The sequence below is a fragment of the Proteus sp. TSJ240517 genome, assembly GCF_047921575.1.
Taxonomy (GTDB): domain Bacteria; phylum Pseudomonadota; class Gammaproteobacteria; order Enterobacterales; family Enterobacteriaceae; genus Proteus.
The window spans coordinates 45,135-62,173 of sequence record NZ_JBLRMH010000004.1 but is presented as its reverse complement, the minus strand read 5'-3'; the positions used below and the strand labels follow the sequence as shown (position 1 = coordinate 62,173).

The 17,039-nt window shown below is 34.7% G+C and carries 8 protein-coding genes; 5 read left to right on the top strand and 3 right to left on the bottom strand.

The window, feature by feature from the left end; all coding sequences use genetic code 11:
- Nucleotides 1-2: 2 nt before the first annotated feature.
- The 5 genes from leuB to mutH all read left to right on the top strand — a co-directional run bounded on the left by leuB (nt 3) and on the right by mutH (nt 6,367).
- Nucleotides 3-1,094 (top strand): 3-isopropylmalate dehydrogenase, encoded by a 1,092-nt coding sequence (gene leuB / locus ACNARN_RS08260; protein WP_109371164.1) that lies wholly within the window; start codon nt 3-5, stop codon nt 1,092-1,094.
- Between the two features lies 1 nt (nt 1,095).
- Nucleotides 1,096-2,505 (top strand): 3-isopropylmalate dehydratase large subunit, encoded by a 1,410-nt coding sequence (gene leuC / locus ACNARN_RS08255; protein WP_416304334.1) that lies wholly within the window; start codon nt 1,096-1,098, stop codon nt 2,503-2,505.
- A gap of 11 nt (nt 2,506-2,516) precedes the next feature.
- On the top strand, nt 2,517-3,119 hold the full coding sequence (gene leuD, locus ACNARN_RS08250) for a 3-isopropylmalate dehydratase small subunit (RefSeq protein WP_198620835.1): 603 nt from the start codon (nt 2,517-2,519) through the stop codon (nt 3,117-3,119).
- Nucleotides 3,120-3,386: 267 nt separating this feature from the next.
- Nucleotides 3,387-5,066: an HTH-type transcriptional regulator SgrR gene (sgrR, locus tag ACNARN_RS08245; RefSeq protein ID WP_349442961.1), complete on the top strand. Its 1,680-nt coding sequence runs from the start codon at nt 3,387-3,389 to the stop codon at nt 5,064-5,066.
- Between the two features lie 623 nt (nt 5,067-5,689).
- Entirely contained in the window at nt 5,690-6,367 is a 678-nt protein-coding gene (mutH, locus tag ACNARN_RS08240) for a DNA mismatch repair endonuclease MutH (RefSeq protein ID WP_198620926.1), read from the top strand.
- Between the two features lie 96 nt (nt 6,368-6,463).
- Here mutH and ACNARN_RS08235 read toward each other — a convergent pair whose 3' ends face one another.
- The 3 genes from ACNARN_RS08235 to speA all read right to left on the bottom strand — a co-directional run bounded on the left by ACNARN_RS08235 (nt 6,464) and on the right by speA (nt 16,691).
- On the bottom strand, nt 6,464-13,564 hold the full coding sequence (locus tag ACNARN_RS08235) for an anthrax toxin-like adenylyl cyclase domain-containing protein (RefSeq protein WP_416304333.1): 7,101 nt from the start codon (nt 13,562-13,564) through the stop codon (nt 6,464-6,466).
- 196 nt (nt 13,565-13,760) lie between these two features.
- Nucleotides 13,761-14,681, bottom strand: a complete 921-nt coding sequence (gene speB, locus ACNARN_RS08230; protein ID WP_198625864.1) for an agmatinase — start codon at nt 14,679-14,681, stop codon at nt 13,761-13,763.
- Nucleotides 14,682-14,783: 102 nt separating this feature from the next.
- Nucleotides 14,784-16,691 carry a biosynthetic arginine decarboxylase gene (gene speA, locus ACNARN_RS08225; protein WP_198620923.1) on the bottom strand — a complete coding sequence of 636 codons (1,908 nt, stop codon included), beginning with the start codon at nt 16,689-16,691 and terminating at the stop codon, nt 14,784-14,786.
- Nucleotides 16,692-17,039: the final 348 nt, after the last annotated feature.

Below are 17,039 nucleotides of genomic sequence, written 5' to 3'. Positions count from 1 at the left end.
TTATGTCAAAAAATTATCATATTGCAGTATTACCCGGAGATGGTATTGGCCCTGAAGTCATGGCTCAAGCACAAAAAGTGATGAAGGCAGTTAGTGAGCGCTTCTCACTCAATATCACAACAAAAGAATACGATATCGGTGGCATTGCCATTGATAATCATGGTACTCCGTTACCCGCAGATACTTTAGCAGGTTGTGAACAAGCTGATGCGATTTTATTTGGTTCAGTCGGTGGTCCTAAATGGGAACATTTACCTGCAAATGAACAGCCAGAACGTGGTGCTTTATTACCATTACGTAAGCATTTTAAATTGTTCTGCAATTTACGCCCTGCTCGCTTATATGAAGGTTTAGAAGCCTACTGCCCATTACGAGCCGATATTGCACAACGTGGTTTTGATATTTTATGTGTACGTGAATTAACAGGCGGTATCTATTTCGGTCAACCTAAAGGTCGTGAAGGTGAAGGTGCACAAGAGCGTGCTTTTGATACTGAAATTTATCATCGTTATGAAATTGAACGTATTGCACGCTTTGCGTTTGAATCAGCACGTAAACGCCGTCATAAAGTAACCTCAATTGATAAAGCTAACGTATTACAAAGCTCTATTTTATGGCGTGAAGTGGTAACAGGGATCGCAAAAGAATACCCAGATGTTGAAATTCAGCATATGTATATCGATAACGCAACAATGCAGTTAATTAAAGATCCTTCTCAGTTTGATGTGTTGCTGTGCTCCAATATTTTTGGCGATATTTTATCTGATGAATGCGCAATGATCACTGGCTCTATGGGAATGTTGCCATCTGCCAGTGTTAACGAAGAACGCTTTGGCTTATATGAACCAGCTGGAGGTTCAGCTCCTGATATAGCAGGTAAAAACATTGCTAACCCTATTGCACAAATTCTGTCTGCCGCACTGTTATTACGTTATAGCTTTAATGAAGATAATGCAGCTCAAGCCATTGAAGATGCTATCACACAAGTGTTAGCAAAAGGCTATCGCACCGCAGATTTAGCGGGTGATGGTAACGCAATCACAACCGCCGAAATGGGTGATCGTATCGCTCAATATATTCGTGAAGGGGCATAACATGGGTAAAACATTATATCAAAAAATTTATGATGCACATGTTGTCAGAGAAGTGAGTGATGAAACACCCATTCTGTATATCGACCGGCATTTAGTGCATGAAGTGACATCGCCTCAAGCCTTTGATGGATTAAGGACAAAAGGTCGCCCTGTTCGTCAACCGAATAAAACCTTTGCAACGATGGATCACAACGTATCAACAAAAACTAAAGATATTAATGCTTGTGGTGATATGGCAAGAATTCAAATGCAAGAGTTGATGAAAAACTGCCAAGAATTTGGTGTCACGTTGTATGACTTAAATCATCCTTATCAAGGAATTGTTCACGTAATGGGGCCAGAACAAGGCATAACCTTACCGGGAATGACTATTGTTTGCGGTGATTCACATACAGCAACTCATGGCGCTTTTGGTTCATTAGCTTTTGGGATTGGTACTTCAGAAGTTGAACATGTTTTAGCAACTCAGACCTTAAAACAGTCTCGTGCTAAAACATTAAAAATCGAAGTTCAGGGTAAAACAGCCATTGGGATCACGGCAAAAGATATCGTATTAGCCATTATCGGCAAATTAGGCAGTGCGGGGGGTACAGGCTATATCGTTGAATTTGCAGGTGAAGCCATTGAAGCCTTAAGCATGGAAGGTCGAATGACCTTATGTAACATGGCAATTGAGATGGGAGCTAAAGCAGGTTTAGTCGCACCTGATGACACCACTTTTGACTACTTAAAAGGGCGTCAATTTGCGCCTAAAGATCAGTCATGGGATGAAGCCGTCACTTATTGGAGAACCTTAAAATCTGATGATGATGCAATCTTTGATGCCACAGTGACTATCAATGCTGCCGATATCGCACCACAAGTCACATGGGGAACCAACCCAGGCCAAGTCATTGCGATTGACCAAATTGTTCCATTATTAAACAGTTTTAACGATCCTGTTGAACGTGCCTCTGCTGAAAAAGCCTTGGCTTATATGGGGTTAAGTGAAGGCGTTAACTTAACAGATGTCGCTATCGACAAAGTCTTTATTGGCTCTTGTACAAATTCTCGTATTGAAGATTTACGTGCTGCCGCTGAAATAGCCAAAGGTCATAAAGTCGCCTCTCATGTTCAAGCGATTGTTGTTCCGGGTTCAGGGCCGGTTAAAGCCCAAGCGGAAGCGGAAGGCTTAGATAAAATCTTTATTGAAGCAGGTTTTGAATGGCGCTTACCGGGTTGTTCAATGTGTTTGGCCATGAATAACGACCGATTAAATCCAGGCGAACGCTGTGCATCTACCAGCAACCGTAACTTTGAAGGCCGCCAAGGTCGTGGAGGTCGAACACACTTAGTTAGTCCTGCAATGGCGGCAGCTGCTGCTATTAATGGTCATTTTGCAGATATTCGTACATTTGCAGTGGCATCTTAAAGGAGAACACAATGAATAAATTTACTCAACACACGGGTATTGCGGTTCCTTTAGATGCAGCAAATGTGGATACCGACGCCATTATTCCTAAGCAATTTTTGCAGAAAGTGACGCGTACTGGTTTTGGTAAACACCTGTTTCATGATTGGCGTTTTTTGGATGACGAAGGCACACAGCCTGATCCTACATTTATTTTAAATCAGCCAATTTACCAAGGCGCTTCTATTTTATTAGCACGAGAAAACTTTGGTTGTGGATCATCTCGTGAACACGCACCTTGGGCATTAACTGATTATGGTTTTCACGCCGTTATCGCACCCAGCTTTGCTGATATTTTTTACGGAAATTCATTTAACAATCAATTATTACCCATCAAATTAAGTGATGATGAAATCTCACAATTATTTGATTGGGTAAAAGAACATGCTGGTACACCAATTACCGTAGATTTAGTGGCACAAGAGGTTAGAGCGGGTGAATTACATTTCTCTTTTGAAATCGACTCATTTCGCCGTCACTGCATGATTGAAGGATTAGACAGCATTGGATTAACGCTGCAACACCAAGATGATATTAGTGCTTACGAGGCAAAACAACCCACCTTTATGCGCTAACTACAGTAATTTTTTCATCTTCTTCTACTTTCTGTGATGTTTACTTTGTCATTCTTGCCGTAAATTCATTTACGGCTTTTTTTTGCTCAAATAAAAAAGCCAGTGATCCGTATCACTGGCCGGTAATCACCGAATGCTCAAATGGGGGAGTCTGTCAGTATTCGTAATTTGTGATAACTAACATGAGAGCTAACTTTAAACACAGGCATTATCGGTCTAATATAAGGAAATTAAAATTGATCACTTTATCAAGGGATTTCCTCTTTTATGACCTCACCCCGCTTAGAGTTACAATTTATTCGCTTATGGCAAGCCTTCCAAGGAAAAGCAACCGAAACAACGTTACAAGAATTAGCACAAACCCTGCATTGCACACGTCGTCATGTCCGCTCTTTATTAAATAAAATGCAAGAAATAGGTTGGATAAATTGGCAAGCAGAAGTCGGTCGAGGTAAAAAATCCACGCTTATTTTTCATTCTAATGCACTTGAGATCCAACAAAATCGCGCCGAAAGACTAATAGAAGATAATGATATTGAAAAGCTTGTAGCACTAATGGGTGATAAAGATTCTGTACGCCAAATGGTGCTCTCACAAATTGAAAAAAGCTTTCATCCCGGTCAACAATTACTACGTATTATTTACTACCGTCCCTTTAAAAATTTATTACCAGGAACACCATTAAGGCGCTCTGAATTGCATTTAATGAGCCAAATATTCAATTCGTTGGTGCATCTAAAAGAGGAAAATGGGGAAGTAGAAGCGGAATTAGCTCATCATTGGCAAATGCTCACAGAGCAACATTGGCGATTTTATTTACGTCCCTCTATCTATTTTCATCATGGTCGAGAGCTTACACTTGAAGATATCAGCACTTCTTTAATGAGAATGAAACACTGCAATCCTCTTTATGCCCATATAGAACAAATTTCCTCGCCCCAACCTTATGTGCTCGACATTTACTTAAGCGAAGCTGATAAGCAATTTGCAACGTTATTAGGGAGTCCACAAGCTGTTATTTTGCCGCAAGAATGGGCATCACTTCCCTCTTTTGCACAACACCCTATTGGCACAGGCGCTTATCAAGTTATCGCTAATGATAAACATAAGCTGCAAATCAAGGCCTTTAATCGCTATTTTGGCTTGCGGGCATTATTAGATGAAATTGATATTTGGGTCGTTCCTGAACTGAATAACAAGATGGTTTGTTCAACTATTCATTTAACGGACGATGATACCAATAAAGATTCATTAGAAAGTCGTAAAGAGGAAGGGTGTTATTTTCTTCTCTATGATAGTCGCTCAAAACTGTGCCAACAGACTGAAATAAGGGAATGGTTAAGCAGTGTATTGACCCCTGTTAATATGCTCACTCATTGTGATCCTTTCTATCAACGTCATTGGTCTCCCGCTTATGGCTTATTACTTCATTGGCATCACAGTAAATTAATACGCCAACATCCTAAACCAGCTTCATTAACAAAACTCACTGTCACGCTTTATAAAGAGCATCATGAATACAGTACTATTGCAGACTTAATAGAAAGTATTTTATCTCAGTATGATATTGAACTAACCATTCAAGTACTTGATTATGAACAATGGTATTACGGTGAAGCTAATAGTGATATTTGGTTAGCGACAGTGAATTTTTATAAGCCTTTAGAGTTCTCAATTTTTGCTGCACTTTATGAATTACCCCTCTTTCACCAATGTTTGGGAGCATCGTTCTCACAAGAGCTCACATTATGGCATCAAAAATCTTTGCCACTTGAAGAGTGGTGTCACCAGCTAACACAAGATATTTGGCTTTACCCTCTATTTCACCATTTATTAGAGCTACAAGGGCAGAGAACCATACGAGGTGTCAAAATGAATACTTTTGGCTGGTTTGATTTTAAATCAGCGTGGTTTACACCTGATATCGATACACCAAGATTAAAATAGGTTATCGTCTCTTTTCAGCATACGGATTAGCCATTATTTGCGTTAATTCACAGAAACCTTGAAAGTTATAAACACCCACATAAATGCTTAGGGGATTTATTCACTTTTTCTGTGGATATCTATGTGAAAAAGAGTGAGATAATCAGGGTATAGTTTTTATATTGTTAGAAAGGCTGTTGATATAAATTTTAAAATATCACTTATAATTCAAATTAATAGCCATATTTCAATGCCTATTTCAGCGATTGGATAAAACAATTAAAATACTCCCCTGCTTAAATCGCACAAAAAATAACCATAGGGTGTTTTATCCACAGGTTATGCCGATTAGTTAGACAAAATAGGATAATTTTGGCAAATATCTGCAAAAGTCAAGGCTGTAAATCAGAACAGTGATCTCACTTTCTGTGAGTTATCCCATAAAGCTGTGGATAACCTAGTGCAAAAGCCTGTTTATGATTTCAGGATAACCGTGCACAACTTAGAATTATAAATTTCAATTGGCGAGTTAACTCAAAAAAATGATGATATATCATGCTATTATGATTTAAATGAAATAAAGCTAAATACGTTATCAATAACCTGTTTTTTCTGTCTATTATTTATACAAGAAGATAATAACTATGTTTACGCCACCAGTAGCGCCCGAAAATGAGCAAGTTTTATTCGAACGAGCAAAAGCGCTTGCAGGTTATACTTTTGGTGAACTTGCCTCTTTTGCACAACTTCCTATCCCAATTGATCTTAAAAGAGATAAAGGCTGGGTAGGTATGTTGTTGGAATATTATTTAGGTGCAAGTGCAGGTAGCAAACCTGAGCAAGACTTCAGTGAGTTGGGCATTGAACTCAAAACAATTCCAATTGATAGATTAGGTATGCCTTTGGAAACGACTTTTGTCTGTGTCGCAGCATTAACCGGAAACAGCGGTATTACATGGGAAAATAGCCATGTAAAACGTAAACTCTCAAAAGTATTATGGGTGCCTGTTGAAGGAGAAAGGGAAATACCATTAGCACAACGTCGCGTCGCTTCTCCATTACTTTGGAGCCCTAATAGGACGGAAGAAGAATTATTACGTCATGATTGGGAAGAGCTAATGGATATGATTGTGTTGGGTAAAGTAGAAAGCATTACCGCACGCCACGGACAAGTCTTACAAATCCGTCCTAAAGCAGCTAACAGCAAAGCATTAACCGAAGCCATTGGTGAAAATGGACAACGTATTATGACATTACCCAGAGGCTTTTATTTAAAAAAGAATTTTACCGCTCCACTGCTTGCTCGTTATTTTCAGCTTTAACGTTATCGTAGTTAAGATATTTGTTATCTGTGAAACAGCCCCAAATCAAATTGGAGCTGTTTTTTTAAGTTATGGCATCTCAATGATTAAAAAAAATCACAACTGTTTTTCCACTAATGCCAAAGGCGACCATGTCGATAACGACATAGTTTCATGATTGTTTACGACAGTAAATTGTTGCTGATTGAATATTGCCATATCTTGGATAATATTTGCCACCCCTTGTAATGATAGCTCTGAGGATGTTTCAGTCATCGAAATAACAGGTTTCTGTTCTTTTTCATTCACCTCATTTGCTGCCATTTTTACAGTTAGCGTAAATTGCTTATCTTCAGTTTGATACTGTGTATTATTACCCACTTGAGATGAAATCAATGTTTCATTTTCCGTCAATCCAGTCACAAAAATATGACTGTTTTTTCCTTCATCATAAACAGTCACATGACTTTGCCGTTTTTGCACCACATATACATTGTTACCTTCACCCCCACTCAGATAATCATGACCAAATTGAGAAATTAACAGATCGTTGCCTTCACCTCCGCTCAAGCGATCATTACCTTCTCCAGCAATTAAAATATGATGCCCTTTATTGACAAGAATATTATCATCACCTTTCCCACCATCAATAACTGAGCTTATATTATTATGATTAATAATAATATCATTCCCATCATTCAGTTCAATAATAGGCAATAAATCAATGAGTTCTTTCGGTTTATCTGCAAGTGCTGCTGATAATGGAGTTGAATAAGGCACTACTGAATTAACACCATAGGCAGATAATGCTTCTTTATTTAAAATAAGTGATTCAGGGATCACTAATAAATCATCATTATTACTTATATTTAAATTCAAATTAACTACAGGCATTAGCAAATTTGAATAGCTATCTTTAGTTGGTAATGTAAAAACAATATTATCTTTATCTATTAATCGAATACTCACGTTTGTATCGACGATTTTATTTAATAGCTCTGAATCGAAAGATAGCGTTAAATAATCATCAGGAAGATAGCGATGAGATAAAAGGCCATCTTTAAATGTTAAATCAAAACCACTTATATCTGTTAAAAAGAAATGGCTCACATCAGCATCAGTTAGTTTATCGATATAGTCAGATAGTGAGATATTTACCCTTTCATTGTTATTGTTTGTTAAAAATGTTTTTATTTGATAACTGTCATTTCCCTGACTTAATTTAATGTATGAGTTAGCCTCAATACCAAAATAATGATTATTTTGGTTATTCCCGTGAATACCAAATCGTAAATTTGTTCCAGATGAGAAACCACTATATTTAAACTCTGGCAATAATTTTATATTTCGACTCTGACTTTTAAAAGCAGTCACAACTAAATTATCATACTCATTAATATAAAAATCTTTAATTGCTAATTTTGATTCATTATATTTTTCTAAATAACTAAACTTGTATAATACCTTATCTTTAGTACTTTCATCCAACGTGAGTGTAAAACCATCTTGAGTTATTAATGTATAACGATGTGAATGCGTATTATTTACTGAATCATCATAAACATTTTTCAATGTCACAGAATGATAAATATATTTTCCCTCCTGATTTTCATTATTAATTTTAAAATCAAAAATAATATCTTTTTTATTACGTTTTATTGATGTTATCTCATCAAAACAATAATTAAACCTTACAACACTAGATCCGAAATTATTAGTTTCATTAATTATAGTTTCAAATAATTTATTATAACTCTGTTCTAAAGAAGAACGTAAAATAACATAGCTATCATTGCCCTCCCCCCCTTCAGCATAACCTTCATTTAATACAAGTGTATCATTTCCCCCTTTACCATATAAATGATCAACACTACCAGCACCATTTAAATAATTATCCTCTTCATTACCCAAAATATAATCATCACCTGTTTCACTGCCAATAACATTTTCAATACTGTCTAAATACGCAATGACTTGCTGATCTTGTAACTCTATATTAGGCATTGTATCAATAAGTTTTTTCGAATAAAAACGCCCTTCACTTTGATAAAGATAAAGTTTTGAATGAAAACTTTGGCTATTAGTTTTATCTTCTGAGTTTTGAAATTTAACGTAATTATGTTGTAAATCGACTTTATAACCCGTGTATTTACCTGTAGTTTTTATCAGGCGAAGTGTATCATTTCCTTCTCTACCATAAAAACGACTCGCATAATAAGGTGACTCTGATGTAAAGACATTAAATACATCATCTTTTTCACCACCACTTAATCGCTTAGTGCCATTATAAATATCGAATGTATTTTGAGTTATTGAGGGTGCTGCAATAATATCATTACCATTATGTGTGTTAAAATAAAGCACTGCATTTTCATGCCAATCCGAAGTATAGTATTTTTCAATATTATTAGTTTTTATTAATCCATTCTCTAATTTACTTTCTCCTAATTTATTAATCACATATTCTTTAGTCGTTTTACTATTCTTAAAAAAATCTTCATCCACTATCTCGCCAAAAATAGCATCTTCGTCGTCAGAAGCAATTTTTATTGTATATCGGTTTAACTCATTAATATAAAAATCCATATCAAAAATAAGTTTTTCATCTGTGGCAATCGCTTCTTTAGGTAAATAATATTTATAGGCTGTTTTTTTCGCACGCAGATTAGGATGAAGCACTGACATTTCTTCAGCTTCTTTTTGGCTCATATTTTGTGCTATTCGCTGAGAAATAAAATCTTTTGAAGGTATTAAAATAGAATCGACTGTTTCTTCTATTAATGTAGAAATAACTTTATAATAATAATGTTCTTGATAAATCTGTTTTTCATTTGTATAAAAATAGCTACTATTTGGGCTCTGTTCTTTTATTTCTTCATAATGAGTTAACGCTTTTTTATCAATCATCTCTTCAAGTTGATTTTCGGTGTCTAAATATATTATCTCATTTTTCTTATCTGGCATAATATCGCCCATAAGAAAGGCATGAAAACCATTATTTAATTCCTCCATAGGTGTAAAATTGACTTGTTTTTTTGCCTCTTCAATTAATCTTACTGCATTATAAATTGAAGTTGCCAATGCAATCAAAGTACTCGCGACAATACCAATAGGTCCTGCAATTGTTGAACCTGCAAGTATAGCTATAGAAATGCCTACAGTAACAAGCCCTGAAACAATCGCGAATGAACCATTAACGATATAATCAATTTTTCTCTTTTCATCAGTCTCACCTGAAATACGGCTGAAATTATCATAAGCATGATAAATATCAAATCCAACTGAAAGCACATTAAGCGCAATCCCTACTCGCGTGCTTATCTTACTCACATATTCCAAAGGGTTGTGTCGATATCGCAATAATCCTTTTGCTATTGCAATTTCAATTATTTCAGAAACCCCATTAAATGCCATTTCAGACCACATTAAGGACAAGTCAGTAATGATTTCTTTTCGTTGTTGTAAAGATATATTTGGGTTATTGAGTTGTTCTGCTAAAGAAAAAGTATTATTAACAGACTGCCACATGGAATAACCAATATTAGCATAACCTACCTTACTCAATATTTTCATATGTCTAGGTATTTTTAATGAAGGTTTTCTGATGCTCTCCCAATAATGCTCATCAAATGGGACTTTTTCTAATTCTAAAATTTTAACTAATCGTTCATAACTTGCAAGATAATCAATACGCTCAGCATTAATTGAAATTAATTTTTTTATATTCTCTTCTTTATTATTTAATAAACTTCTAATAATAGAAATAGCTGTTTTATCATTATCTGTTCCCGAAGCAAATAAGAAATAATCATTTAGCTTATCCGCATCGAATGTAAAATTAGAATAATCATGATTTTTTTCAAAAATATCCGTATGCTCTATTTTTTTATTATTAATTTTCGCACCTAAGCTGATAAGTAGTCTTTTGTCTACTTCGATATCATGGATTTTTATTTTATCCTCTACAATTTCACTATTATTAAGCCCTAAGCTTAATTCAAATAAATTATCAGTTGATTTATTCTCATGTGATCTTTTTTGACTTAATGCTCGTACTTCGTTTATACCAAATGATGATAAAATATCTTTATTACTATTTAATGAGATTAAATAATCAACATCATTAATAGCAATATTATACTCTTGTTCATTTAAAGCTATTTTCAACAAATCAACCGTCAATTTATTTTTATTAGATTCATTAAAATAATGAGAGAGTAAATCAATTGATGCGTCACTTAAATAATCAATCGATTTTGGTACATCATAAATATTATTTATTAATAATTTAATTCTATTTAAATTATCAGTTATAGTATCGTTTAAATAGTTAAAATCATAGCTGTTTTTCCATGCTTCTAAGGTTATATTTTCATTCACATACTGATTAAACGCTTTACTCATTAATGGATCATAAAGAGCAATATATAACTTATTGGATAATAAGGTGCTATTATCAATAGAGAAAACCTCTGAAATTTCTTTAAAGTATTTATGTATTGCATATTCAACTGAAATTTTGCCTTCGATAATTTTATCTATCACATTTTTAATAGTGACTGATCCTAGTGATTCACCACACCAAGCTCCAAAAATATTATTCAGCTGGAAAGAATTTATCTTTCTTTCCGTTTTTTCGTTAAATGTCGTTCTATTCTTATCAATACCAATGCCTTTTAATTCTCCGTCATATAAATCAAAAACGGGCTCTTGATAATTTATTTCATTAGCAATTTCTAATACAACGTAATTTTTATTATTGATAATTTTATTTTTTATTACACGAAGATGTGTTCCCGGTGCAATAATTGCTCTTTCTGAACTACCTGAATGAAGACTTGTTAATGGTTTAGCTCGGTGCTTTCCAACAATAGAAACATACACATTATCAGACGATGTTTTCTTTACTTTTTCAATATTACTAAAGCCATGAAAAATACCATCAAAAGCGAGCAAATTTCCTTTTTCATAATTATTTTTTAAAACATCACTATTTTTAACAGTAAATGATTTATATATTGGTGTATCAATATCAGAATATTTAGATAATAAAGAAAAGACACTAATTAAACTAGTTTCATTCGTTCTATTCAAAAAAAGTCCATCTGTCTTAATCAATGACTCAAGTAATTGATAACCTACTTTTTTAAACCATTGTATATCTCTTATTTTAGAATAAAATTCGATTCTCTCTTTTGTAGATAGAAGATGATTTTTATTAGTCATCTTATTTAAAAGATCATTTTTACGATTATATTCTGATGATAATAAAGTTATTTCATTCCTAGCATTATTATTGAGTTCTATTTTAGACGAAATTGTATTATTTTTAACATAAGAACCTTCATTAAACTTATTAAGTGAAGCTTCATGTTCTAACGTATATTTATCTTTTTTATCTATGCTTAACTTTCGTCCTACTTCATTTTTTGTATCAATAAATGAGGCTGAGATCTTTCGTTTATTTGTAAAATAATTATCATTGATCCCATCGTTCCATTTTTCATTTAAAGGCGCAATATAACCTAAATCAATCATAAATTGCTGAAACTTTGAAAGTTCATCTGGTGATTGTAATACAACAGTGCCATTATTATTAATATAAAATAAATCATGTAATGTTTGATTTTTTGAATTAAGAGATTTATCAAATAGTGATTTAGGAACAAAAAAAGTGGCAGGAAAATTATCATGAATTACTGCAAAGGGATTAGCATCATCGGCACCATGATGGACTATTTCCATCCCTATTGATCGCCCCAATGCTGTGTTTAGTTCATTTTTTAGTTCTTTTATTTGCTGACTAATAAACCCTAATTGATGTCCTTCATTTTTTTCATATAATAATTGATTATTGTACAATATTTTTTGCTTATCAGTGAGTTCAGAGTAATTCACACTTTGTTTCCATTCCTCCCAAGATACAGGCATATTAACCCGTGTATTTGTTCCTAAATGGCTATAAGGATAAATCACCGTAAATAGATCATAATCTGCAATCATCGGTTTATTTGATATAGGATCAGCTATCACCAATACAGGTTCTACTTCAAGTCGATTATGGTGTTGAACTAAATAATACTGTTTTCCTTCTATTATTTGTAGTTCTAAAAAGAACTCATGTGTTTTATTATTGTGTATGACTTCAAAAATTAAAGGTGAATCTTTATCATAAGGATAATTGATCACCTTGCTCTCCATCAATTCGTCCACTCTTTCGGTAGAAAGATAAAGCTCACTCACAGATGCAACGCCTGTTTTTATTGCATCTGCTACTGCGTCCTTATATTTCAATAGATCTTTTTGTGCCGATGCTTTAGCCAGTGATTGATCGACAGGAATAAAACCAGCCATAGGTCCCCAATCAGAACTTTTCGCCTTGATAGCTAAACTCTTACTACTATATTCTCCCGATGAAATTAATGAAGTTGAGTTAGTATCGATCGGTCTTACACCAATAATAAGCCCTTTTTCTTCTGCTATCTGAGAAAATATCGCTTGATCTTTAATTGGCATACCTATTTTTACTTCGTTTAACTCCTTTTTTCTATGATTATTATAACCTAATGAATTTAATATCTTATTATTTTCTTTTTTGTTTAATTCTGAAAAGCTATTATATTCTTCTCTATTTGTGAAGCTGATTTTTTTTACTTTTTTATTTTTACTTAATAATTCATTATAGATGAGATTATTGTTATAGTCCTCGTCAGGATTTTCATAAGAGAAATAAATATTTGTATTTATTTCTAAATCTGATGGAAAAATAAATTCATTTTTAGGAAGATAACTACTTAATATAATGCCTTTTATTTCATTATTCTTGGCAATATTATTTGCATATAATAAAAGCGCATTTTCTCTTTGATCGTTATTTCCATGAATGAAAATATTTTGAGGTAATTGCCCTCTATGCTGTAACCAAAGATGTTCTAATAAATCAGAACCTGCATTTTTGTTTTTTGATACATCAACAATAAATAAATCATATCCAGCCGCATGATATTCATCTACATATCTAAGATAGTTTTTTTCTATTTCATCTGCTTCACTCAGAAGAATAATGACATTTTCGTTAGTGTTCTTTCTTTTATCATTTAATGAATAATATGCATTTATTTTATCATTTCTTACTTTTTTTAAGATATCTGTCTCTGCTTTTATGAGTGTAAATCGATATGATTCATCATTATCTATTAATAATTTATTTTCTTCCATTTTATATTTTCCATTTAAATAATTTATTTATCTGAAAAATAATTGCATTATTTCATTAATGTAAATATAAAAAATAACACACATTAAAATAAGATGTATAATTATAATAAAACGAGTAAGAACAAGAATAGTTATTTTATAAAAAAATAGCTTCATATTATGAAGCTATTTTTTATTTAATAGACATCAAGCGAAGTTATTTTTTAGCTGCCTGCAAATAAAGCATATCAAGTGCAATTGTTGCCCCTGCAAGCGCAGTAATATCAGATTGATCGTAAGCTGGAGAAACTTCAACTACATCCATACCGACAATATTTAACGGTTGCAATGCACGTAAGATCTTCAGCGCTTTATCTGTTGTTAATCCACCGACAACGGGTGTTCCTGTTCCTGGTGCAAACGCAGGATCAAGACAGTCAATATCAAAAGTGAGATAAACAGGTAAATCGCCAACAATACCTTTGATCTGATCTACAAGATCAGCCACACCACGATCGTTAACTTGCGCTGCATCCAATACAGTGAAACCATTATTACTGTCATGATCAGTACGAATACCAATTTGAACAGAGTGGTTAGGATCGATTAATCCTTCATTTGGTGCATGGAAGAACATTGTACCGTGGTCAAATTTACTACCATTACCATAAGTATCGGTATGTGCATCAAAATGAACTAATGCCATTTTACCAAAGTGTTTTGCATGGGCACGTAATAACGGTAATGTGACAAAATGGTCACCACCAAACGTTAAACATTTTTTACCTGCCGCTAATAATTTCTCTGTATGAGCTTGTAATTTATCGCTCATATCTTGTGCATCACCGAAGTTAAAAACTAAGTCACCACAATCGACGACGCTTAAACGTTCACGCATATCGAAATCCCACGGCCAGCGGTTACCTTCCCACGCTAAATTCGTTGAGATTTGACGAATAGCGCCCGGTCCGTGACGAGTTCCTGCACGACCTGATGTTGCCATATCAAAAGGCACACCCGTAATAACCCAATCTGCATCACTGCTGTAAGGCTGAAAATTCAGTGGAAAACGTAAAAAACCAAATGCATTAGAGATCAATGAATTATCAGTCTCATTACCTAACGTACTATTTTTCATGCTATTACCTCTGTTACTTATTTAAAATAAGCAACATACAATCAATATGATAGATAAAGAGTGATGTTTAATAACATCACTCTTGCATTGGAAAGTGAAGAATTACTCTTCTTCTTCCAGATACGTATAACCGTATAAACCACTTTCAAATTCAGTCAGGAATTGCTCTTGTAACGCTTCATCTAACTGTGCATTTTTTACTTGAGTACGGAAACGATCTAACAGCACGGTAGGATTTAACTTAACGTACTGGAGCATATCGGCAACCGTATCACCCTCTTCACTTTGCTCGTAAGTCAGGTTACCTTTCTCATCAAGGTAAACGTCAACAGCTGCCGTATCACCAAATAAGTTATGCATATTGCCTAAAATTTCCTGATATGCCCCTACCATAAAGAAACCGATCATGGGTGGATATTCAGGATCATAAGCGGGCATTGGCATTGTTGTTTCAACACCATCACCATCAACATAATGGTCAATAATACCATCTGAGTCACAAGTAATATCGAGTAACACTGCGCGACGATCAAGAGGTTTATCTAGCCCTTCAATAGGTAATACAGGGAATAACTGGTCGATACCCCATGCATCAGGTAAAGATTGGAACAAAGAAAAGTTAACATAGAACTTATCTGACATACGTTCTTGTAACTCATCAATAATAGGACGGTGAGCGCGATTACTTGGATCTAAATCATACTGAATACGACGACAGATATTCAAATACAGCTCTTCTGCCCATGCACGCTCTGTCAGGCTTAACATGCCGTGAACATATTGAGTATGCACATCGTGTAAGTCTAATTGGCTATCGTGTAACCATTCACGTAATGAACGGCTATGCCCCTTAGTTTGCATCTCTTCCCATGTTTCCCAAAGACTTGCAATCGGTCTTGCAGCATCATCTTCAGGTGGTGTAATTGCCGTAAATTCATTACGCTCAACGCCAATCACATTAGAAATTAATACGGTATGGTGTGCCGTTAATGCACGACCTGATTCAGTAATAACAGTTGGATGTGGTAAATCATTTTCATCACATGCGTCACCAATCGCCCAAATAACGTTATTCGCGTATTCATTAAGGCCATAGTTAACAGAGCAATCAGATTGTGAGCGTGTACCTTCATAGTCCACACCTAAACCACCACCCACATCGAAATACTGAATATTTACGCCCAATTTGTGCAGTTCAACATAGAAGCGTGCAGATTCACGAACACCCGTTGCGATATCACGGATATTCGCCATTTGTGATCCCAAATGGAAATGCAGTAATTGCAGGCTATCTAAGCGGTCAGCTTGGCGTAACATATCAATTAATTGCAGAACTTGTGTCGCAGCTAAACCAAATTTTGATTTTTCACCACCACTTGCCTGCCATTTGCCTGATCCTTGAGAAGCAAGACGAGCGCGAACGCCTAAACGTGGAATAACTTCTAAACGTTCAGCTTCTTCAAGAACCATTTTAATCTCAGACATTTTCTCAATGACTAAGAAAACTTTATGCCCAAGTTTTTCACCTGTGAGTGCTAAGCGAATATACTCACGGTCTTTATAACCATTACAAACAATCACAGAGCTTGTCATATTGGCATGAGCAAGTACTGCCATTAATTCCGCTTTAGAGCCAGCCTCTAAACCTAAAGGCTCTCCTGCATTCACTAATGACTCAATCACACGACGTTGTTGGTTAACTTTAATTGGATAAACTAAAAAATAGTCACCTTTATAACCATAGGATTCACGCGCGCGATGAAACGCGGCATTAATCGAACGTAAACGATGTTGTAGTATTTGTGGAAAGCAAAAAAGTGCAGGTAAACGCAGGTTTGGTTGCTCTTCTTGAACTCGTTTAACCAATTCGGTTAAATCAAAAGTAGCATCAGGAACATCAGGATTAGGGCAAACACTAATATTTCCCCGATTATTCGCTAAATAGTAACCGCCCCCCCAATATGCAATGTTATAGGTCTGCTGCATCTTACGAGCGATGTTATCATTCATGACATTCTCCTTAGGGAGTATGAGTTTATACCTTGCCTGTCACCATAGTAGTCAATTATCTGACAAAAATCTGAAACGACTGATAAATAACAGTTGGAAGTAATGGCTCACTATATATTTTTATATGATTATCCAGCTATACGCAGGACATAATAGTAGAAAGTTCTTGAGTTAACCTATAACGAGTTAACACAATCACCTATTGGCAAGTAACAGACAACTTCGCTCTAAAGAGAAAGAGCTCAAAGAGGAAATTACTCTAGATATACTACGTGTATAGTATTGGTGAGTACTGTTTTGGTTTTTGAAAAGACTAACCTGTAGACAATGGAACATTACCCATTCACT

Bases quoted from the DNA above. Each gene is read 5' to 3' on its own strand.
- speA (WP_198620923.1), bottom strand. From the start codon at position 16,691: ATGAATGATAACATCGCTCGTAAGATGCAGCAGACCTATAACATTGCA.
- sgrR (WP_349442961.1), top strand. From the start codon at position 3,387: ATGACCTCACCCCGCTTAGAGTTACAATTTATTCGCTTATGGCAAGCC.
- leuD (WP_198620835.1), top strand. From the start codon at position 2,517: ATGAATAAATTTACTCAACACACGGGTATTGCGGTTCCTTTAGATGCA.
- ACNARN_RS08235 (WP_416304333.1), bottom strand. From the start codon at position 13,564: ATGGAAGAAAATAAATTATTAATAGATAATGATGAATCATATCGATTT.
- leuB (WP_109371164.1), top strand. From the start codon at position 3: ATGTCAAAAAATTATCATATTGCAGTATTACCCGGAGATGGTATTGGC.
- leuC (WP_416304334.1), top strand. From the start codon at position 1,096: ATGGGTAAAACATTATATCAAAAAATTTATGATGCACATGTTGTCAGA.
- mutH (WP_198620926.1), top strand. From the start codon at position 5,690: ATGTTTACGCCACCAGTAGCGCCCGAAAATGAGCAAGTTTTATTCGAA.
- speB (WP_198625864.1), bottom strand. From the start codon at position 14,681: ATGAAAAATAGTACGTTAGGTAATGAGACTGATAATTCATTGATCTCT.